The following is a 21,199-nucleotide window of genomic DNA, read 5'->3' as shown; positions in this document are numbered from 1 at the left end:
ATTTTAATTTTGGAGTGGAATTATGGATCATTTTAAATTGGTATGCCCCTGCCTTCTTGGGGTGGAAGGCCTTGTGGCGGAGGAACTGCGTGCAATGGACGCGAAAAATGTGGAGCCCCAGAATGGGCGGGTCGTTTTTGACGGCTCCGACGAAATGCTTGTCCGTGCAAATCTCTGGTCGCGTTACGGGGAACGCGTGCTCGTGCAGATGGGGAATTTTCGGGCGCTCAGCTTTGAGGAGCTTTTTCAGGGGGTAAAGGCCCTGCCGTGGGAGCGGTGGATCGGGAAAAACGACCGCTTCCCGGTCAAGGGACGCAGCTTGAATTCCAAGCTGTCCAGTGTTCCCGACTGCCAGTCCATCATCAAGAAAGCGATTGTGGAGCGTTTAAAGCAAAAGTACCATGTCGGCTGGTTCGAGGAGACGGGAACGCTTTTTCAGGTCCAGTTCCTGATCATGAAGGATCAGGCCAGCATTATGATCGATACCTCCGGAGAGGGGCTTCACAAGCGGGGATACCGCGCAAGCTCCACGGAAGCGCCGATTAAGGAGACGCTTGCCGCCTGTATGGTACATCTTTCCCGCGTGCGGCACGACGCGAATTTTATCGATCCGTTCTGTGGTTCCGGCACTCTTCTGATCGAGGCCGCCCTGTACGCGCTGAATATCGCGCCGGGTTTGCAGCGTCATTTTTCCGCCGAACGCTGGGACTGTATCGATAAGAGCCTTTGGCAGAAGGAAAAGGTACGCGCGCAGAGTGTGGTCCTGCGCGACGCTCCGTTTACCGCTCACGGCTACGATATTGACGGCGCGGCGGTCACGCTCACGCTTGAGAACGCGAAAAAAGCCGGGGTTATCTCCCAGATTCATGCGGAAAAACGGGGGATAGAGGATTTCACGCCGGTGGGCGAATACGGCTGCGTGATCTGTAACCCGCCCTATGGAGAGCGCCTTTTGGACATTCGTCAGGCGGAAGAGCTTTATAGGGTCATGGGCAGCGTCTTTGAACGCAGGCACGGATGGAGCTACTCCATTATCAGCCCGGACGATACCTTTGAAGATTGTTTCGGCCGCAAGGCCGACCGGCGCAGAAAGCTTTACAACGGTATGATTAAATGCCAATACTACATGTATTTTAAATAACCTTCCTCAAATCATTTCGGCTGGAGGCTATCATGCGGTATGTATTTATTGTGAATCCCGTCGCCGGCAAAAAGAATGCTTATGATACCGTTTTTCCCGCTATCCGCGAATATCTGGACGCGAACGGAATCGAGTTCTCCTGTTATCTCACCGAGAGGCCGAAGCACGCCACCGAGCTTGCGGAAACAGAGAGCGGGAAAGGGGACCCGGTCCGGATTTACGCCATCGGAGGAGACGGGACGCTGAGCGAGACGGCGGCCGGCGCCATCGGGAGAAAAAATGCCGAGGTGGGAATTTTTCCATGCGGTTCCGGCAATGACTATATCAAAACCTTTGGGAAGCCCGCAGACTTTTTATCCTTGAAAAAGCAGTTGAAAGCACACTCCCGCCCCGTGGATATGATTCATTCCAACGGGCAGTATTCCATTAACCTTTGCTCTGTGGGACTGGACGCCAGGGTCGCTTTTGAAATGGTGAAATTCAAGGACATTCCCTTTATCAGCGGGCCCATGGCCTATAATCTGGCTCTTGCAAAAGTACTGGTCGGCAGGCTGGGCGAACCGCTGGAGATTCTGATCGACGGCGGCGCAAGGTTTGACGGCACTTACCTGTTTGCTCTGGCCGGCAGCGGAAAGTATTACGGCGGGGGCTTTTGCGGCGCGCCGCAGGCTGTTCCGGACGACGGGCTGCTGGATTTTGTGCTGATCAAAAAGCCGCCCGTGTATCAGATTCCGCCGCTGATTAAAATATACAAGAACGGCGGGCACCTGGAATCCGAGAAATTCAAAAGCCTACTGACCTTTTGCCGGGGAAAGAAAATGGAAATCACAGCGCCGAATCTGGCCGTCGCCAATTTTGACGGCGAATGCGCCACAATCAGAAATCTTCGTTTTGAGGTGGTTCCGAACGCGGTTAATTTTATTGTGCCGGTTTAAAAATCCAAAAAATTCACAATAATTGTAAATAATTTATGAAATTGCAGTTTTTTAGAAAAAAGCACTTGATTTTCCGAACATAAGTATATAAAATATATCTTAGCACTCTGGGGATATGAGTGCTAAAACAAATCAATTATTTGAAGGAGGACATATTATGACTATTAAACCATTGGCAGACAGAATTTTAATTAAGATGGAAGAAGCCGAGGAGACCACGAAGAGCGGGATTCTTCTTGCCGGCTCCGCAAAGGAAAAGCCGCAGATTGCGGATGTGATCGAGGCAGGACCCGGTGGCGTCGTGGACGGCAAAGAAATTAAAATGTATGTGAAAAAAGGCGACAGAGTCATAACAAGCAAGTATTCCGGAACCGAAATCAAGATCGACGGTGAGGAATTTACCATCGTACGCCAGAGCGATATTCTTGCAGTCGTAGAGTAATTGACAGACATCATAAATTGATATTGGAGGAAATAAACAATGGCTAAACAGATTATTTACGGCGAGGATGCCAGAAAAGCGCTTTTAAGCGGTATTAATCAGCTTGCTGATACAGTGAAAATCACCCTTGGCCCGAAGGGCAGGAACGTCGTTCTCGACAAAAAATTCGGCGCTCCCCTCATTACCAACGACGGTGTCACCATTGCCAAAGAGATCGAGCTGGAAGACGCTTTTGAAAATATGGGCGCTCAGCTTGTTAAGGAAGTCGCGACAAAGACAAACGACGTTGCCGGCGACGGTACCACCACGGCGACTCTGCTTGCGCAGGCCATTATCCGCGAGGGCATGAAAAACGTAACCGCGGGCGCCAATCCGATGGAGGTCCGCAAAGGCGTACAGAAGGCCGTTGACGCTGCCGTAAAATCTCTGGCGGATCATTCCAAAAAGGTTTCCGGTTCCGAGGACATCGCCCGTGTTGCAACGATTTCCGCTTCCAGTGATTTTATCGGCAAGCTGATTTCCGAAGCAATGGAGAAAGTGACCTCCGACGGGGTCATTACGGTGGAAGAATCCAAAACGGCCGAGACATACTCCGAGGTCGTAGAAGGCATGATGTTCGACCGCGGCTATATTACCCCTTATATGGTAACAGACACGGAAAAAATGGAAGCCGTTATTGATGATGCATATATTTTGATTACGGACAAGAAGATTTCCAATATCCAGGAAATTCTTCCGCTTCTGGAAAAGATCGTACAGTCCGGCAAGAAGCTGGTCATTATTGCAGAGGACATCGAGGGCGAGGCTCTCACCACCCTGATCCTGAATAAACTGCGCGGCACCTTTACCTGTGTCGGTGTAAAGGCTCCGGGCTTTGGCGACAGAAGAAAAGACATGCTTCGCGATATCGCCGTTCTGACAGGCGGTCAGGTTATTTCCGAAGAGCTGGGACTGGAGCTCAAGGAGACCACGATTGAGCAGCTCGGCCGTGCGCGCCAGGTGAAGGTGGACAAAGAGAACACCATTATTGTCGACGGTTCCGGCAATAAGGATGAGATCAAAGCAAGGGTATCCCAGATCCGTTCCCAGATCGGGACCACAACCTCCGACTTCGACCGCGAGAAGCTGCAGGAGCGTCTTGCCAAGCTTTCCGGCGGCGTAGCCGTTATCAAAGTCGGCGCGGCAACCGAAGTGGAAATGAAAGAGCAGAAGCTCCGCATTGAAGACGCTCTTGCCGCAACAAAGGCTGCTGTGGAAGAAGGTATCGTAGCGGGCGGCGGCGTTGCTCTGCTGAACACCTACAAGGCTGTGGAAAAGGTTGTTGAGGACAGCGAAGGCGACGCAAAGACCGGCGCCAAGATCATCCTGAAAGTCCTTGAGGAGCCGATCCGCCAGATCGCCGCGAACGCGGGCCTTGAAGGCTCTGTGATTGTGGAACACATCAAGAATGCCGACAAGGTCGACTACGGCTTCAACGCTCTTACCGAGGAGTACGGCGATATGATTTCCTTCGGTATTGTGGATCCGACCAAGGTAACGCGTTCCGCACTGCAGAACGCGGCTTCCGTAGCGGCCATGGTGCTCACCACGGAATCTTTGGTAACGGACAAAAAAGAGCCCGCTCCGGCTCCCGCTATGCCGGCGGACCCGGGCATGGGCGGCATGTATTAATCGTAAATAACAGTATTTCAAAGGACGGGCGCTTTTTGGGCGCCCGTCTTTTTCTTGTTTGTTCATCCACGGACCGGCCAGGCGAGAGCCGGCCCGGCTTACTCAGCCTCAACCCGGGCCGGGGGGATGGACTTATCCGCCCGGTAAAAAACGGGCCGAAACCGTCTTTTTTGACGATTTGGCGTTATTGTTTTCATATTGGAATTGTGGTAAGATAGATGCAACACCGGAAGGAGTGAAAACATGGAGACATATTTGCCTTACTTTTGGCTCGCGGTGATTATTGTCGCGGCAGTTGTCGAAGGCTCTACCGCTCAGCTGGTTTCCATCTGGTTTGTTGCAGGCGGGGTCGGCGCCCTGATTGCAAACCTCTGCGGAGCCGAGCTTTGGACCCAAACGGTGGTGTTTGTGGTGGTAACCGCCGTTACGCTGGTGAGCACCAGGCCGTTGGTAAAAAAACTGATGAATTTCAAGAAAGAAGAGACCAATGCGGATCGCTATATTGGAAAGGACGGCATTGTGACAGCCGAAATTAACAATACCCTGGGCGTAGGACAGGTGAATGTTCTGGGCAGCGTCTGGACGGCGCGAAGCGAAGACGGTTCGGTCATAAAAATCGGAAAACATGTACGGATCAAAGCAATCGAAGGGGTTAAACTGATTGTAACGGTACATAACGGAATGAAGGAGGAAGAATAGAATGGGAATCAATCTGGCGGGTATCTTTCTGGTCGCGCTTGCAATTATTGTCCTTATTATTTTAATCAGCAATATCAAGGTCGTGCCGCAGGCGCACGTGTATGTGTTGGAACGCCTCGGCGCTTACAACAGCACCTGGACGACCGGCCTTCACTTTAAAATCCCGTTTATCGACAAAATCTCAAAAAGGGTTTCTTTAAAGGAACAGGTCATTGACTTCCCGCCGCAGCCCGTTATCACAAAGGATAACGTTACCATGCAGATCGACACCGTCGTGTATTTTCAGGTTTCCGACGCGAAGCTCTATGCCTACGGTGTGGAGCGGCCCATTTCCGCGATCGAAAACCTGTCCGCCACCACGCTGAGAAACATCATCGGCGATCTGGAGCTGGACCATACGCTGACCTCCCGCGACGTCATCAACACCAAAATCCGCACGATCCTTGACGAAGCCACCGACGCGTGGGGCATCAAAGTCAACCGCGTGGAACTGAAAAACATCATTCCGCCGAGGGAGATTCAGGAGTCCATGGAGAAGCAGATGAAGGCCGAGCGTGAGCGCCGTGCCCAGATTCTGACCGCGGAAGGCGAAAAGCGCAGCGCCATCCTGATTGCGGAGGGCGAGAAAGAATCCGCGATTCTGCGCGCGGACGCGGAAAAGGAAACAAAAATCCGTGAGGCGCAGGGCGAGGCGCAGGCGATCATGCTGGTGCAGCAGGCCTATGCGGACAGTATCAAGCTTCTGAACGAGGCCGATCCGGGCGACAGCGTCATTGCGCTCAAGAGCCTGGAAGCGTTTGAAAAAGTCGCGGACGGAAAAGCCACGAAGATTATTATTCCGTCCAACATCCAGTCTTTTGCGGGCCTTGCCACATCTCTGAAGGAACTGGTGGCGAATGATGCCGGTGCTGCTGCGGAATAAGCAGGGTCATACTATACAAATTACAATACGATAAGCCGCTCTGCGCGTGATAACTGTACAAAAAAATTTTTTGGCTGATACAGCTATTGAATTTATTGTCGGAATCACCTACAATAGATACATTATGTGTTGTCGGAGGGAAATGCAATGACAGTATCTTCCGTTTATAGGTTCAAGGGAACTGGAATTGTTTACTGTCAAGCTGCGCCAATATTCCGGATGTTATAATGGCTTCAGGCTGTGCCGTCTCATGGTGCAGCCTGTTTTTTATTGCTCCGGACCGACGGAAAACGATAGGAGAGTGTAATGATGACAGATAAAAAAGTAGCGATCATCATGGGAAGCGACAGTGATTTCCCGGTCGTCTCGGCTGCTGTGAAGCGGCTGAAAGCGTTTGGAATCCCGATGGAAGTACATGTGATGTCCGCGCACAGAACGCCGCAGGCAGCCGCGGAATTTTCCCGTTCCGCCGCTGGGAACGGATTCGGGGTAATCATTGCGGCGGCGGGGAAGGCGGCGCATCTGGCGGGCGTGCTTGCCGCGCACACCACCCTGCCGGTCATCGGCATTCCGGTCAAGTCCTCCACTCTCGACGGGCTTGACGCCCTCTTGGCGACGGTGCAGATGCCGGGCGGGATTCCGGTTGCCACCGTGGCGATTGACGGCGCGGATAACGCCGCGATTCTTGCGGCGCAGATGCTGGCCCTTTCGGACGAAACGCTGGCCGCAAAGCTGCGGGAAATGAAACAGGCAATGGCTCAGGGCGTTGCGAAGAAGGATGAAGCGCTGCAGGCGAAGGTTCAGGAACTGTGAGAAAATATTGGGAGGATCGGACATGAAAAGTTTCAGCGAAAGTTATAAAGCGGCCGGAGTCGACGTTACCGCCGGATATAAAGCGGTCGAATTGATGAAGAACCATGTGGCCCGTACCAAAATCCCGGGCGTGGTTTCGGGAATCGGCGGCTTCGGCGGGTTGTTCCAGCCGGATCTTTCCGGGATGAAGACGCCGGTTTTTGTAAGCGGCACGGACGGCGTGGGCACAAAGCTGAAAATTGCTTTTTTAATGGACAAGCATGACACGATCGGGATCGACTGTGTGGCAATGTGCGTCAACGACGTCGTTTGCTGCGGGGCAACGCCGCTCTTTTTCCTGGATTATCTCGCGGTAGGGAAAAACTATCCGGAAAAGATTGCGCAGATCGTATCGGGCGTCGCGGACGGCTGCGTGCAGTCCGGCTGCGCGCTGGTCGGCGGGGAAACGGCGGAAATGCCCGGCTTTTATCCTATGGACGAATACGATCTGGCGGGTTTCTCCGTCGGGATGGTCGACAGGGACCGCATCATTGACGGGTCCGAAATTGAGGCCGGCGACGCGATCGTCGGGCTGCAGTCGTCCGGCGTTCATTCCAACGGCTTTTCGCTGGTCCGTAAAATCTTCAATATCAGCGAGAAAAATATCAATATGCAGATCAATGAATTTGGACATACCCTTGGGGAAGAGCTCCTGACTCCGACTAAAATTTATGTGAAGCCGGTTCTGGCGATGATGGAAAAAGTCGGCATCAAGGCGGTCTCCCACATTACGGGCGGCGGATTCTTTGAAAATATTCCGCGTATGCTCAAGCCCGGCACGACGGCTAAAATCGAACTGGCTTCCCTGCCGAAGCTGCCAGTTTTTTCCATGATGCAGAGGCAGGGGAATATCCCGGAGCGCGAAATGTACAATACTTTTAATATGGGGATCGGCATGTGCATGGTTGTCTCCAAAGAGCAGGCCAATACCGCGGTCGCCGAACTGAATTCCATGGGCGAGCATGCCTATGTGATCGGAAGCGTGGTTTCCGGCGGGGAAGGTGTCATCCTATGCTGAACATCGCTGTTCTGGTTTCCGGCGGCGGAACAAATCTGCAGGCGCTGATTGACGCCCGGAACCGGTCCGAGCTCAGCGGTGGAAAGCTGGCGCTTGTCATTTCCGGCAGGGCGGATGCTTTTGCCTTGCAGCGCGCGGAAAAGGCGGGCATTCCTACGGAAATCCTGCTCCGAAAGAGCTTTGCGGCGCAGGAGGACTACGACCGCTCCCTTTTGGAAATTCTGGGCCGGTACGAAATCGATCTGGTCGTCCTTGCGGGCTTTATGACCATTATCGGCGAAAAGGTCGTCCGGCACTATGAAAACAGAATCATCAATGTCCATCCGGCGTTGATTCCCTCGTTCTGCGGAGAAGGCTTCTATGGACTGAAGGTCCATGAGGCTGCGCTTGCCAAGGGAGTCAGGGTAACGGGGGCGACCGTGCATTTTGTCAACGAGGTCTGCGACGGCGGGCCGATTATTCTGCAAAAGGCGGTGGAGGTTTTGCCGGGCGATACGCCGGAAATCCTCCAGCGCAGGGTGATGGAACAGGCGGAATGGAAGCTGCTGCCCAAAGCGGTTTCGCTGTTCTGCGAGGGCAGGATTGAAGTGGCTGACGGAAGAACCGTCATTAAGGAGGACTGAGCATGGAAATACAGAATATTGAAAGCAATCTGGCATCCAACAGGTATCCGGGGCGCGGAATCATTCTCGGCAGGAGTGAGGACGGTCAAAACGCCGTAATCGCCTATTTTATTATGGGGCGCAGTGAGAACAGCCGCAACCGCGTGTTTGTGGAGGACGGCGAAGGGATCCGCACACAGGCATTCGACCCGGAAAAGCTGAGCGACCCTTCGCTGATTATCTATTCGCCGGTCAGGGTTTTCGGCGGGACCACCATTGTGACGAACGGGGACCAGACCGATACGGTCTATGAATTTTTAAAGGCGGGAAAAGCCTTTGAGTCCGCTCTGCGCACGCGTACCTTTGAACCGGACGGGCCGAATTTTACGCCCCGCGTTTCCGGTATCATGGAAGCGGACGGAAGCTACCGGCTGTCCATTCTGAAAAGCGCGAACGGAAATCCGGCCTCTGCGCAGCGCTTTTTCTATGAATATTCCTCTCCGGTCAGCGGGGAAGGGCATTTTATCCATACTTATCGGGGAAACGGCAGTCCGCTTCCTTCCTATGAAGGCGAGCCGACGCCGGTCTGCATTTCCGGTGAGATTGACCATTTTACGCAGAAGCTCTGGGAAAACCTGTCTGAAGAAAATAAGGTTTCTCTGTTTACCCGTTTCATCAACCTGAAAACCGGACTGACGGAAACCAGAATCATCAATAAAAACCATGATTAACAGGAGGGCGCTGAAATGTCAAATGAGCTACCTTTAAAATACGGCTGTAATCCGAATCAGAAGCCGTCGCGCATTTTCATGCAGGATGGCGGCGAACTGCCGATCGAGGTGCTGAACGGAAAGCCGGGCTATATCAATTTTCTGGACGCCTTCAACAGCTGGCAGCTGGTCAAAGAGCTGAAGGCCGCCGTGGGGCTTCCCGCCGCCGCCTCTTTTAAGCATGTCAGCCCCGCGGGCGCCGCGGTTGCGTGCGAGTTGCCCGACACGCTGAAAAAGATTTATTTTGTTGACGACCTTACGCTTTCCCCGCTTGCCAGCGCGTACGCCATGGCCAGGGGAGCGGACAGAATGTCTTCCTACGGCGACTGGATCGCCCTGTCCGATATCTGCGACAAGGAAACGGCGACCTTGATCGCACGCGAGGTTTCGGACGGGATCATTGCTCCGGGCTATACGGAGGAAGCGCTTGCCATTTTGAAATCCAAGCGCAAGGGCGGCTACAACATTGTCTCGATTCAGCCGGACTACAAGCCCGCTCCTGTCGAGCATAAGGACGTTTTCGGCATTACGTTTGAGCAGGGCAGAAATGAGATCCTGATCGACAACGACATGCTTTCCAATGTCATAACGGAAAATCGGGAAATTCCCGAAAGTGCGAAGCGCGATCTGCTGATTTCCCTGATCACCCTGAAATACACGCAGTCCAACTCCGTCTGCTACGCTAAAGGCGGACAGGTGATCGGCGTCGGCGCGGGGCAGCAGTCCCGCATTCACTGCACCCGGCTGGCGGGAAATAAGGCGGACACCTGGTATTTACGCCAGCACCCGAAGGTGCTTGGGCTGAAATTCAAAGAAGGAATCCGCCGTCCCGACCGCGACAATACCATTGATGTGTATATTTCCGACGATTACATGGATGTTCTGGCGGATGGAATCTGGGAGAATTTCTTTGCGCAGAAGCCGGAACCGCTTACCCGTGAGGAAAAACGCGTCTGGCTGGATACGTTAACGGATGTCGCGCTGGGTTCGGACGCCTTTTTCCCGTTCGGGGATAATATTGAGCGCGCTCACAAAAGCGGCGTGAAATATATCGCGCAGCCGGGCGGTTCCATCCGCGACGACAATGTCATTGATACCTGCAACAAATACGGAATCGCCATGGCCTTTACCGGCATGAGGCTGTTCCACCATTAATAAGACGTAGGAGCGGATAATATGAAGATACTGGTCATCGGCGGGGGAGGCCGCGAGCATACCATTGTGCGCAAAATCAAGGAAAGCCCAAAGGTGGAAAAGGTTTATTGCGCTCCCGGCAACGGCGGAATTTCACGGGACGCCGAGTGTGTGGATATCCCGGTAACGGATATCGACGGCGTGGTCCGGTTTGCAAAGGAAAACCGGATCGGTCTGGTCTTTGTCGCTCCCGACGACCCGCTTGCCGCCGGAATGGTGGACGCGCTGGAATCGGCGGGAATCCGTGCGTTCGGCCCGCGCGCCAACGCGGCTGTGATTGAAAGCAGCAAGGTGTTCTCCAAGGATTTAATGAAAAAATACCATATTCCCACCGCGGGATATGAGGTCTTTGACGACCCGCATGCCGCGATGGAATATATCCGGGCAAATAACCAATATCCCATCGTTATCAAAGCGGACGGCCTTGCGCTGGGAAAAGGCGTGATCATAGCCGCCGATTACGGCGAGGCGCACGCCGCGGTAAAAACCATCATGGAGGATAAGGTCTTCGGCGCCTCCGGCAACCGGGTGGTGGTGGAAGAATTTATCACCGGGCCGGAAGTTTCGGTTCTGGCGTTCACGGACGGAAAATGCCTGAAACCGATGGTTTCCTCCAAAGACCACAAGCGCGCTCTGGACGGGGACAGGGGCCCCAATACCGGCGGAATGGGCACGATCAGCCCGAACCCGTATTACTCCGAAGAAATGGCGGAGCTGTGCATGAAGACCATTTTTCTGCCGACCGTAGAGGCGATGAACCGGGAAGGCAGGACGTTCAAGGGATGCCTGTATTTTGGCCTGATGCTGACGAAGGACGGGCCGAAGGTGATCGAATACAATTCCCGTTTCGGCGATCCGGAAACACAGGTGGTCCTGCCACGGCTGAAGACCGATTTCGTAGAGATTCTGGAGGCCGTTGTCGACGAACGGCTGGGCTCCCAGCCGATCGAATGGAGCCAGGAAGCCTGTGCCTGTGTCGTGATGGCTTCCGGCGGATATCCCGGAAGCTATGCCAAAGGGCTCGAAATTTCCGGCCTTGACGATTACGGCCAGGTGGAGGGCGCCACCGTCTACCACGCGGGAACGCTGTACCGGAACCATCGTTTCTACACCAACGGCGGCCGCGTGCTGGGGGTCACCGCGCTGGGCGGCACTTTGGACGAGGCACTTGAAAAGGCTTACGCCTGCGTCGGTAAAATCAGGTTTGAAGGCGCTCATTACCGGCGGGATATCGGAAAATAGGCACAAAAAAGACGATACGGAATTTTCCGTATCGTCTTTCATTATATGATCTATTCTGCAAGCGCCCTGGTCAGCCAGGCGTCCGCAATATCCATTGCAAGGTAAAGCCCGGGTTTTTCACTGGATTTTACAATCTGTTTGCGTGAGCGGATGTTCTGATCCGTATACATCAGCTGTATGGTGACCCGGTCTGCAACGTCAAGATCCTGAACCTTCTTTTTGCTCTTTATTTCAAGCTTTACAACGTATTTATCCTGCATGCTTCCGTAATAAATCACATCACCACAGCGCACCAACGGCTTGCCCTTATAGGTAGGAAACTGAGGTGTGCTTTCGTCTGCATCATTCATTCGTGTGTCGTCCTCCTTCTGTTCAATTCATAAGTGCTTCTGTAACAGTGCGTGATTTACTCACCCAAATAGGATTTCAACAATACCTGCAGCAATTCATCGCGGTCGATTCTGCGAATCAGGCTGCGGGCGTTATTGTGTGTCGTGATATAAGTCGGATCCTCGGAAAGAATGTAGCCGACAATCTGGCTGATGGGATTGTATCCCTTTTCTTTCAAAGCATCATACACCAGGGTGAGTGTTTTTTTAATATCCTCTTCACGGTCGGTGCCGAGCGAAAAGGTCATCGTTTTATCAAGCATGGAAACACCTCCGATACTGACATCATACAACATACATACAATAATTTCAAGAACTAATTTGCGAACAGAAGCTTATGAACGTAAAATAGCACCGGCCTTTTCAAGTTCCTTCATGACTTTTTTCATCGTTCCGGCAATGCGCTCATCCGTCAGCGTGCTGTCTGCAGAACGCATGGTAATGCTGAACGCGACGCTCTTCTTGCTGGAATCGATTTGCTCTCCTTTATAAACGTCAAAGAGCTTGATTTTTTCCAGCAGATTTCCGGCGCCGCGGATAATTGCCTTTTCAAGTGTCAGCACGGGAGTGCCGTCGTCGCAGAGAAGAGCGAGGTCGCGGGTCACGGCGGGGAATTTCGGAAGGGGAGTATACGTTTTTTCGGATTTCGCGTATTCATACATCTTGTCCGCATCCAGCGAAAAGCAGTAAACCCTGTCGCTGATGCCGTAATTTTCAGCGACCTGCGGATGGATTTCCCCGATCACGCCCAGGCGTTCTCCTTCTATGCTCAGCACGGCGCAGCGCCCCGGGTGATAGCTGGGCTCTTCGGAAGAAGCCTCGATTTCCCAGCCGTATACGCAAAGTTTCCCCAAAATCTGCTCCGCCATTCCTTTCGCCGTAAAGTAATCGGCGTGATTGCCGTACATTCCGACGACCAGATTGGTTTTTTCAATCGGCAGTTTGTCCTCCGAAGTCGGGATATACTCGCTGGCAAGCTCGAACAGGCACGCGTCCGCATTCCTGTTGTTATAGTTGCGCGAAAGCACTTCCAGCATGGAAGGAAGGGCCGTAGTACGCATGATGCTGGTATCCTCGCCAAGCGGATTGGAAATGGTGATGGATTTGCGAAGCGGGGAGCTGGCCGGCATTAAGATTTTATCGTAGTATTTCGGGCTGATGAACGAATACGTCATGATCTCGCTGGCGCCCAGCGCGAGCATGGTGTCGTTGATGGTGCGCTCGAATTTTTGCCTTGCGGAATATTTCCCCTGTGCGCCGCCGCCCAGCGCAGTGCCCGGAATCTTATTGTAACCGTAAAATCTTGCGATTTCTTCGGCAATGTCGGCTTTGTGCTGCAAATCGGGGCGGAAGGTGGGCGCCAGAATATCGTCACCGTCGAATTCGCATTCCAGCTTGCTCAGGATCGCTTTCATCTCGTCCGCGGTCAGCTGAATGTCAAGGAAGCGGTTGATCCAGTCCGCGTCCAGATGGATTCTGGTGCGTTCGCCGGAGGAGTGGTCGTCAACGATCCTGTCGTCAAGCACGTCGCCGGCGTCCAGCAGCTCCACCAGTTCACAGGCGCGTTCCAGCGCGGGAAGGCAGTTGTTGGGGTCCAGCCCCTTTTCATAGCGGGAGGATGCGTCGGTTCTCATGCCCTGATCCCTGGCGGTCGTGCGCACGGAAACGCCGTTGAAGCATGCCGACTCAAACACAATCGTAGTGGTGTCGCCGACGATTCCGCTGTATTCGCCGCCCATCACTCCGGCGATGGCAATCGGCTTATGGGCGTCCGCAATCACCAGATTCTTCGCGGTCAGCTTATGGTCGACGCCGTCCAGCGTGGTGATGGTTTCCCCGTCCTGCGCACGGCGCACGCGGATTTTGCCCTCGTCAATAAAACGCAGGTCAAAGGAGTGCATCGGCTGGCCGTATTCAAGCATGACATAGTTTGTGATATCGACGATGTTGTTGATCGGGCGCACGCCCATGGCGCGCAGTCTTTCGCGCATCCAGCGCGGGGAGGGCTTCACGCGGACATTCTTGACCACGCGGGCCGAGTAGATGGAGCATAAATCCGGAGCTTCCACCTTTACGTCGAGCATCCCCTTACAGGAGCCGTGCCCCGCCTTTACGACCGGCGTGTGTACGCTGAAGGGCTTGTGAAAGGTCGCCGCCGCTTCCCGGGCAAGGCCGATCACGGAAAAGCAGTCCGGTCTGTTGGATGTAATTTCAAATTCGACTTTTGTGTCGTCGAACCCAATCGCCTTGCACACAGGTTCGCCAAGCGCGCAGTCCTCCTGTATCACGAAAATGCCGTCTTCAATCGCGTAGGGAAAGTCGTGCTTTGTCAGCCCCAGCTCGCTGAGGGAACAGAGCATTCCGTTGCTTTCCACGCCGCGAAGCTTGCCCTTTTTGATTTTTTTGCCGCCGGGCAGAAGAGAATTGTCCATTGCGACCGGCACCAGGTCGCCTACCTTTAAATTCTGCGCACCGGTAACGATTTGAATCGGTTCCCCGGAACCGGTGTCGATCTGCGTAATCCATAAATGGTCGGAGTCCGGATGCTTTTCCAGAGAAAGCACCTTTCCCATGATTACGTTTTCAATTTCGCTGCCTTCGGTCTCCCAGCCTTCGACCTTGGAGCCGCTCATGGTCATCGCTTCTGTAAAATCGCGGATCGGCATATCGTCAAGCGTTACGAATTCTTTTAACCATCTCATTGAAAGATTCATTGTTCTGCGTCCCCCTTAAAATTGCTTCAGGAATCTGACGTCGTTTTCATAAAACAGGCGCAGATCGTCAATGCTGTATTTCCTCATGACTACGCGTTCCAGGCCCATGCCCAGCGCAAAGCCGCTGTAGACCTCAGGGTCGATCCCGCAGTTGGAAAGCACCTTCGGGTGTACCATGCCGCAGCCGAGGATTTCAATCCAGCCTTCGCCTTTGCAGAGGCGGCAGCCTTCTCCGTGACAGTTGAAGCACTGTACGTCCACTTCGGCGGAAGGTTCGGTAAAGGGGAAGTGGTGCGGCCGGAACCGTACTACGGAATCCTCGCCGTACATACGCTTTACAAAGGTTTCAAGAGTTCCCTTCAAATCTGCAAAGGTAATTCCCTTGTCAACCACCAGGCCCTCAATCTGATGGAACAGCGGGGAGTGCGTGGCGTCAACCGCGTCCGAACGGTAAACCCTGCCGGGGGAAATGATGCGGATCGGCGGCTTCTGTTTTTCCATGACCCTTACCTGCACCGGCGAGGTCTGTGTACGCAGCAGAATGTTGTCGTTGATATAGAAAGTATCCTGGGTATCCCTTGCGGGGTGATCCTTCGGAATGTTCAGCGCCTCAAAGTTATAATAGTCGTATTCGACCTCCGGCCCCTCAACAATCTCAAAGCCCATACCGACAAAAATTTCCTTGATCGCGTCCAGCTCAATGCTCAGGGGATGCTTTGCGCCAAGCTCCCGGCGGACGCCCGGCAGCGTAACGTCGATTTTCTCTTTTTCAAGTCTTTTTTGGGTTTCTTCTTCTTTCAGTTCCGCGGCGCGCCTGACCAGATCGGCTTCAATAAAAGCGCGGACCTCATTGGCCAGCTGGCCGATTTTGGGGCGCTCTTCCGCGGAGAGGCCGCCCATCTGTTTTAAAATGGAGGTCAGTTCTCCCTTTTTTCCCAAATATTTAATACGCAGATTTTCGAGTATCTGCTGTCCTTTCGCCTCATCCAATTCGCGCATTGCTTTTTCGCGGATTGCTTCCAGCTCCTGCTTCATAGCGTTATCATCCTTTCCATTCTTTCAGACATGAATCAGCAATAAAAAACGCCTCCGCCCCGGCAAGGGACGAAGACGAAAGCTCCGTGGTACCACCCTAATTGATTACTCGCCGGCCTTTAACGGTGCCTGCCGTCGCAGCCTACTGAAAAGGTTCAGCCGCGCCACTCCAAAGGGAACTTCGCCTTTTAAGGCTTACAGGCATGCTTTCAGCCGCTGACATGCCCTCTCTGAATAAGCGGAGAAAAAGGTTACTTCCTTTATCCTTGTGTTAATACTACATAATATAACACCTTAACACGTCAATTGCAAGCGGGATCTTTCTTTTACGGGCAGGTTCCCGTGGAATTCCGTATAATCAGCTCCGGTTTCAGCAGAACTTTGCTGATGCTTACGCCGCCGATCAGTTCCTCCAGCATCATGAAGGCGCTTTTGCCGATCGCGACCCTGTCCTGCCGGACTGTGGTCAGGGTGGGGGTCAGGTGCTGTGCGATCGGCAGATCGTCAAAGCCGATCACGCTCATATCCAAGGGCACACATTTTCCCAGACGGTTCAGTTCGGCAATCACGCCCGCCGCAATCAGGTCGCTTGCGCAGACAATGGCGGTCGCCCCGTTTTTCATAAAGGAACCGACATAATCTTTGGCGCATTCCGGAACATAGTAGCCGTTGGCAATTAAATTAGGATTGACTTTCAGTGAATAATGTTCCATGCTTTGAATAAAGGCCTGATGGCGTTCATTGGTCACCAGACTGTTTTTGGAACCGTTCAGCAAGGCAATGTTTTTATGGCCGTATTCGTAAAGATGCCTGACCGCGAGGTCGATGCCGTTATACCCGTCGGTGCCGACGTAGCCCACGTGCTTATTGGGGATGCAATTGTCCAGTAAAACCGTTGGAACCGACGTTTTGTACAGTTGGTTGATGTAGTCGTCATGCAGCGCGAATCCCAGCAAAAACGAACCGCTGTATCCGTGTTTCAGCATATAGGAATCATACTTTTCCTGAGTCTGCATGTTCAGGTTTGTGGGAATGACCGTTACGTCGCAATGATGTCTGGCAGCACTTAGTTTAAACCCTACGACAATTTCATAGCCAAACTGGTCAATGTTTTCATATTCCATGTTTTCGACCAGGATGCAGACCTTGCGTTTGCCGAGCTTTTGCACTTTTTTGGAAGCGTATCCCATTTCTACAGCGGTGTCCAGCACCAGCTGGCGCATCTCCTCGCTGATATCGTTTGCTCCATTCAAGCCTTTTGATACGGTGCTGACAGCAATTCCAAGCTTTTCTGCAATGTCTTTAATCGTAGCCATAGAAATCCCTCTTTTCCTGTTCAACCACAGTATATACTGTGGCCGCGCATTATTTCAAGAGTTATATTTTCAAATTGGAAAATATATGAAACAAATTTTTTATAAAATAAGATAAAGATTTGATACTTTGAGATAATTTTACGAAAAATTACGAAAAATATTTTTGTTTATAGGTTTATTTATCATTTTTGATTGAACAAATGTCCCGAAATATTGTGCTTAAAAATAGAAAATACTTACAGAAGAGTTCCTTTTTTCATATTGACATTCCGAAAATCCTTTGATATTATATTGTCATATTTTCGTGATTTTTCGTAGCGGGGTGGATGAAATTGCCAGTTAGAAATCAACTTGTCCGCGGTTCAGGTATTTTACTCCCAATCAGCAGCCTGCCTTCCGATTACGGAATCGGGACGTTTGGCAGTCAGGCATTTCGGTTTATCGACTTTTTGAAGGATGCCGGACAGAAATACTGGCAGGTGCTTCCCATCGGCCCTACCAGCTATGGAGACAGCCCTTATCAGTCCTTTTCCGCTTTTGCGGGAAACCCGTATTTTATCGATCTGGACATCCTGATGGAAGAAGGGCTTTTGAAGCACGGTGAAGCGTGCTCTTTTTTCTGGGGCGGCAAGGAGGAGAGCGTGGATTATGCCGCGCTTTTTCAGTCCAGGTTTGCGGTGCTTCGCACGGCTTTCTCCAGAAGCAGGCACGCAGACACTGCGGAGTATGGGCAGTTCTGTGAAGAAAATGCATACTGGCTGGAAGATTATTGCCTGTATATGGCTTTGAAGTTTGAATTTGAAAATAAAGAGTGGCTGCTCTGGCCCGAGGACATCCGCTTCCGCCGTCCGGCGGCCGTACAGCGGTATTCGGAAAAGCTGAGGGCGGAAATGGATTTCTGGAAATTCTGCCAGTTTGCGTTTTACAGGCAGTGGAACCGGGTAAAAGCCTATGCGAATCAGCGCGGAATCCGGGTGATCGGGGACATTCCGATTTATGCCGCCCTTGACAGCGCGGATGTCTGGGCAAACAGTGAGCTTTTTCAGCTGGATTCCCGCCGCATGCCGACGAAGGTCGCCGGGGTTCCGCCCGATCTTTTTTCGAAAGAAGGACAGCTCTGGGGGAATCCCTTATATGACTGGGATGCCATGGAACATGATCATTTTGGCTGGTGGAAAAAACGGATGAAATTTTCCGCAAAGAGATATGACGTCATCCGGATTGACCATTTTATCGGTATTGTCCGGTATTATGCCATTCCCGCGGGAGAAACGACGGCGGTCAGCGGCAGCTGGCAGCCCGGTCCGGGGCGCAAACTGACGGACGCGATAAACGATTCCATCGGAAAAGCGCAGGTGATTGCGGAGGATCTGGGTGTTGTTGTTCCCCAGGTGAAAAAGCTTCTGAAAATCAACGGATATCCCGGGATGAAAGTCCTGCAGTTCGCGTTTGACGGGAATCCGAAAAATCAGCATCTCCCAATGTACTATACAAGCAATACGGTGGTTTACGGGGGAACGCACGATAACGACACGCTGGTTGAATTTTTCAGCAGGATGCCGGCAAAAAATGTCAGGTATGCAAAAGAATACCTCAATGTCAAAAGAAGAAAAGACCTGCCGGGGGCTGTTCTTCGCGCCGCTTATGCCAGCGTGGCCGATACGGTGATTTTTCAGGCGCAGGATATCCTGTTTCTGCCTGGCTGGGCCAGGATGAATTATCCCTCCACGGTAGGGTCCAACTGGCGGTGGAGGCTGAAAAAGGGTCAGCTTACCGACGGAATTTCAAAAGAACTCTGCAGCTTGGCGAGGATTTACGGCAGATAGGTCTCTGTACTTTAAGGAGTGGATTTTATGAACAAATTTAAGAACGATGTGATAACCCTTTTGGAATTGGAAAGCGGTAAAACGATCCATCAGGCGGATGTTCTGGAACTGTATCATGCGGTTTCGAAGGCGGCGATGAAGCAGGTGAAGTCCAAATGGGAAGCGCCGGACGCAGGTAAAAAGGCCTGCTATTTTTCAGCCGAATTTTTGACAGGACGGCTCATTTACAGCAATTTACAGAATTTAGGGCTTCTGAACCAGCTTTCCGAGCTGTTTCATGAAAATAATATAGACGTAGCTGTTTTTGAAGAGATCGAAGACGCGGCGCTCGGAAACGGAGGGCTTGGCAGGCTCGCCGCCTGCTTTTTAGATTCGGCCGCCACACAGGGGATTGCCCTGAACGGTTACGGAATCCGGTACAGGTACGGCCTTTTCAGGCAGTATTTTGAAAACGGATTCCAGAAAGAAACCGTGGACGACTGGCAGCAGTTCGGCGACCCGTGGTCCCAGTGCAGAGAAGAGGACAAAGTAGAGGTCAGGTTCAAAAACCAGACGGTCTATGCGGTTCCCTACGACACGCCCGTCATCGGGTACGGAGCGAACACAGTGAACACCCTGCGTCTTTGGCAGGCGGAGCCGGTAGTTCCGTTTCATTTTCAGCTGTTTAACGACCAGAAATTTGAACTTGCCGTCCGGGAGAAGGATGATGCGGAAGCGATTTCCAGCGTACTGTACCCGAATGACACGACGGACAAGGGGAAAAAGCTCAGGCTGAAGCAGCAGTATTTTTTCACAAGCGCGTCTTTACAGGATCTTATCAGAACCTATAAGAAAAGATACGGAAACGATTTCACGCATTTTTCGGGGGAGTACGCGATTCAGCTGAATGATACGCATCCCGTGGTGTCCATCCCCGAATTTATCCGGCTTCTGGTCTCCGGGGAGGGGGTGTCCTTCGGAAAGGCGCTGAAAATCGCAAGACAGACGTTTGCCTATACCAATCATACCATTATGGCTGAAGCGCTGGAAAAATGGGATGCGAAGCTGTTCAGGAGCGTGCTCCCCAATGTGTACCGGTATGTGGTCATGATTAATAAAGCCCTGCTCAAGGAGCTGTCCGGCATGGGAATTACGACAGAGAAAGCGCAAAAGCCGTATCTGATTATTGACGAAAACTCGGTGATTCATATGGCGCGGCTCGCGGTTTTCGCTACCCATTCCGTGAACGGTGTGGCGGAAATCCATACGGAAATACTGAAAAACTCCGTATTGAAAGAATGGTATCAGATTTACCCCAAGCGGTTCAACAATAAAACCAATGGAGTCACCCAGCGGCGCTGGATGGCACTTTCCAACATGGAGCTTTCCGGATTTCTCACCGACAGGATCGGCAGTGGCTGGGTTACGGATTTGGAGAAGCTGAAGAATCTGGAACGATATAAGGACGACGATAACGTTATCCGCCAGTTTGCGCAAATCAAACAGATAAAGAAGCAGCAGCTTTCCGACTATATTGAAAAGCATGACGGAATCAGGCTGAACCCCGAATTTATTTTTGACGTTCAGGTGAAACGGCTGCACGAATATAAACGTCAGCTCCTAAACGCTTTTTCCATTCTTGATCTGTATTTCGGCTTAAAGGACGGAAGAATCCAGCATTTTAACCCGACAGCCTTCCTGTTCGGCGGCAAGGCGGCCCCGGGGTATCTCAGGGCAAAAGGCATTATTAAATTCATCCATGAAATTGCCAATAAAATAAACAATGACCCGGACGTCAGTCATTTGATGAAAGTTGTTTTCGTCTCCAATTACAACGTGTCCTATGCGGAAAAAATCATGCCGGCCGCCGATATTTCCGAACAGATTTCGACAGCGGGGACGGAGGCCTCCGGTACGAGCAACATGAAGCTGATGCTCAACGGCGCGGTAACGCTCGGAACACTGGACGGAGCGAACGTGGAGATCATCCGGCAGGCGGGGGAAGAAAACAATTATATTTTCGGAGCGCGTGTGGAGGAGCTTGAAAAAATCGCGGACTCCTACAACCCGAGAACGATCTACGAGCAGAACGAAAGGGTACGGGCGGCGGTGGATACTCTTGTCAACGGCATGTTTGACGACGGGGGTACCGGAATGTTCCGGGAACTGTATCATTCCCTGCTTGACGGGGCCAGCTGGCATAAGCCGGATCATTACTTTGTCCTGTACGATTTTCTCTCTTACTGCGACACAAGGCTGCGTGCAATTTCCGATTACAGCGACCGGCTGGCGTTTTCCCGCAAAGGCTTTCTGAACACAGCCGGTGCCGGAAAATTTTCGAGCGACAGGGCGGTCAGGGAATATGCCATACAAATCTGGGGAATGTGATAAGGAACCTGTCGGCAATTCCGCTGCCGGGGGCGCAATCCCTTGTAATGCGGAAACCGATATG

19 protein-coding genes and 1 other annotated feature are annotated in these 21,199 nt (G+C 52.2%); of the genes, 14 read left to right on the top strand and 5 right to left on the bottom strand.

The window, feature by feature from the left end; genetic code table 11:
- The first annotated feature begins 22 nt into the window (after positions 1–22).
- From ACRQV7_RS08490 to purD, 12 genes are all read left to right on the top strand, one after another.
- On the top strand, positions 23–1,141 hold the full coding sequence (locus ACRQV7_RS08490; protein WP_444657810.1) for a THUMP domain-containing class I SAM-dependent RNA methyltransferase: 1,119 nt from the start codon (positions 23–25) through the stop codon (positions 1,139–1,141).
- Positions 1,142–1,173: 32 nt separating this feature from the next.
- A complete protein-coding gene (locus ACRQV7_RS08485; RefSeq protein ID WP_444657809.1) occupies positions 1,174–2,076 on the top strand; it encodes a diacylglycerol/lipid kinase family protein in 903 nt (300 codons plus the stop codon).
- Between the two features lie 157 nt (positions 2,077–2,233).
- Positions 2,234–2,518, top strand: coding sequence for a co-chaperone GroES (locus tag ACRQV7_RS08480; protein WP_275717250.1), 285 nt, complete (start codon positions 2,234–2,236; stop codon positions 2,516–2,518).
- Between the two features lie 39 nt (positions 2,519–2,557).
- Complete coding sequence (gene groL, locus ACRQV7_RS08475; protein ID WP_444657808.1) at positions 2,558–4,189, top strand: chaperonin GroEL; 1,632 nt, start codon at positions 2,558–2,560, stop codon at positions 4,187–4,189.
- A gap of 243 nt (positions 4,190–4,432) precedes the next feature.
- Positions 4,433–4,888, top strand: a complete 456-nt coding sequence (locus ACRQV7_RS08470) for an NfeD family protein (RefSeq protein WP_444657807.1) — start codon at positions 4,433–4,435, stop codon at positions 4,886–4,888.
- A 1-nt stretch (position 4,889) separates the two neighbouring features.
- Positions 4,890–5,810, top strand: coding sequence for an SPFH domain-containing protein (locus tag ACRQV7_RS08465; protein WP_444657806.1), 921 nt, complete (start codon positions 4,890–4,892; stop codon positions 5,808–5,810).
- Positions 5,811–6,116: 306 nt separating this feature from the next.
- Entirely contained in the window at positions 6,117–6,623 is a 507-nt protein-coding gene (gene purE / locus ACRQV7_RS08460; RefSeq protein ID WP_444657805.1) for a 5-(carboxyamino)imidazole ribonucleotide mutase, read from the top strand.
- A 22-nt stretch (positions 6,624–6,645) separates the two neighbouring features.
- A complete protein-coding gene (purM, locus tag ACRQV7_RS08455) occupies positions 6,646–7,680 on the top strand; it encodes a phosphoribosylformylglycinamidine cyclo-ligase (RefSeq protein ID WP_444657804.1) in 1,035 nt (344 codons plus the stop codon).
- The gene (gene purN / locus ACRQV7_RS08450) at positions 7,674–8,303 is read left to right on the top strand and encodes a phosphoribosylglycinamide formyltransferase (RefSeq protein WP_444657803.1); all 630 of its coding nucleotides are present in this window, start codon (positions 7,674–7,676) and stop codon (positions 8,301–8,303) included. The genes purM and purN overlap by 7 nt, the downstream gene beginning before the upstream one ends.
- A 2-nt stretch (positions 8,304–8,305) precedes the next feature.
- Positions 8,306–9,013, top strand: coding sequence for an IMP cyclohydrolase (locus ACRQV7_RS08445; RefSeq protein WP_444657802.1), 708 nt, complete (start codon positions 8,306–8,308; stop codon positions 9,011–9,013).
- Between the two features lie 15 nt (positions 9,014–9,028).
- Positions 9,029–10,207 carry a phosphoribosylaminoimidazolecarboxamide formyltransferase gene (locus ACRQV7_RS08440; protein WP_444657801.1) on the top strand — a complete coding sequence of 393 codons (1,179 nt, stop codon included), beginning with the start codon at positions 9,029–9,031 and terminating at the stop codon, positions 10,205–10,207.
- Between the two features lie 21 nt (positions 10,208–10,228).
- Positions 10,229–11,488: a phosphoribosylamine--glycine ligase gene (purD, locus tag ACRQV7_RS08435; protein ID WP_444657800.1), complete on the top strand. Its 1,260-nt coding sequence runs from the start codon at positions 10,229–10,231 to the stop codon at positions 11,486–11,488.
- Positions 11,489–11,538: 50 nt separating this feature from the next.
- Here the strand turns inward: purD and ACRQV7_RS08430 are convergent, their stop codons facing one another.
- The 5 genes from ACRQV7_RS08430 to ACRQV7_RS08410 all read right to left on the bottom strand — a co-directional run bounded on the left by ACRQV7_RS08430 (position 11,539) and on the right by ACRQV7_RS08410 (position 16,942).
- A complete protein-coding gene (locus tag ACRQV7_RS08430) occupies positions 11,539–11,838 on the bottom strand; it encodes a hypothetical protein (RefSeq protein WP_275717271.1) in 300 nt (99 codons plus the stop codon).
- 56 nt (positions 11,839–11,894) lie between these two features.
- Positions 11,895–12,140: an IreB family regulatory phosphoprotein gene (locus ACRQV7_RS08425; protein ID WP_038324264.1), complete on the bottom strand. Its 246-nt coding sequence runs from the start codon at positions 12,138–12,140 to the stop codon at positions 11,895–11,897.
- Positions 12,141–12,212: 72 nt separating this feature from the next.
- A complete protein-coding gene (gene pheT / locus ACRQV7_RS08420) occupies positions 12,213–14,591 on the bottom strand; it encodes a phenylalanine--tRNA ligase subunit beta (RefSeq protein WP_444657799.1) in 2,379 nt (792 codons plus the stop codon).
- A gap of 15 nt (positions 14,592–14,606) precedes the next feature.
- Positions 14,607–15,626, bottom strand: coding sequence for a phenylalanine--tRNA ligase subunit alpha (gene pheS / locus ACRQV7_RS08415; RefSeq protein ID WP_275717275.1), 1,020 nt, complete (start codon positions 15,624–15,626; stop codon positions 14,607–14,609).
- Positions 15,627–15,688: 62 nt separating this feature from the next.
- Positions 15,689–15,902 (bottom strand) — a binding site (T-box leader).
- Between the two features lie 50 nt (positions 15,903–15,952).
- Positions 15,953–16,942, bottom strand: a complete 990-nt coding sequence (locus ACRQV7_RS08410; protein WP_275717277.1) for a LacI family DNA-binding transcriptional regulator — start codon at positions 16,940–16,942, stop codon at positions 15,953–15,955.
- 326 nt (positions 16,943–17,268) lie between these two features.
- Here ACRQV7_RS08410 and malQ point away from each other — a divergent pair, with 326 nt between their 5' ends.
- A complete protein-coding gene (malQ, locus tag ACRQV7_RS08405; protein ID WP_444657798.1) occupies positions 17,269–18,768 on the top strand; it encodes a 4-alpha-glucanotransferase in 1,500 nt (499 codons plus the stop codon).
- Between the two features lie 27 nt (positions 18,769–18,795).
- The gene (locus ACRQV7_RS08400; RefSeq protein ID WP_444657797.1) at positions 18,796–21,135 is read left to right on the top strand and encodes a glycogen/starch/alpha-glucan phosphorylase; all 2,340 of its coding nucleotides are present in this window, start codon (positions 18,796–18,798) and stop codon (positions 21,133–21,135) included.
- Positions 21,136–21,199 lie beyond the last annotated feature (64 nt).

This window comes from Caproiciproducens lactatisolvens, assembly GCF_052443335.1.
In the GTDB taxonomy this organism is placed as follows: domain Bacteria; phylum Bacillota; class Clostridia; order Oscillospirales; family Acutalibacteraceae; genus Caproiciproducens.
This window is presented reverse-complemented; position numbering and strand designations above follow the sequence as displayed.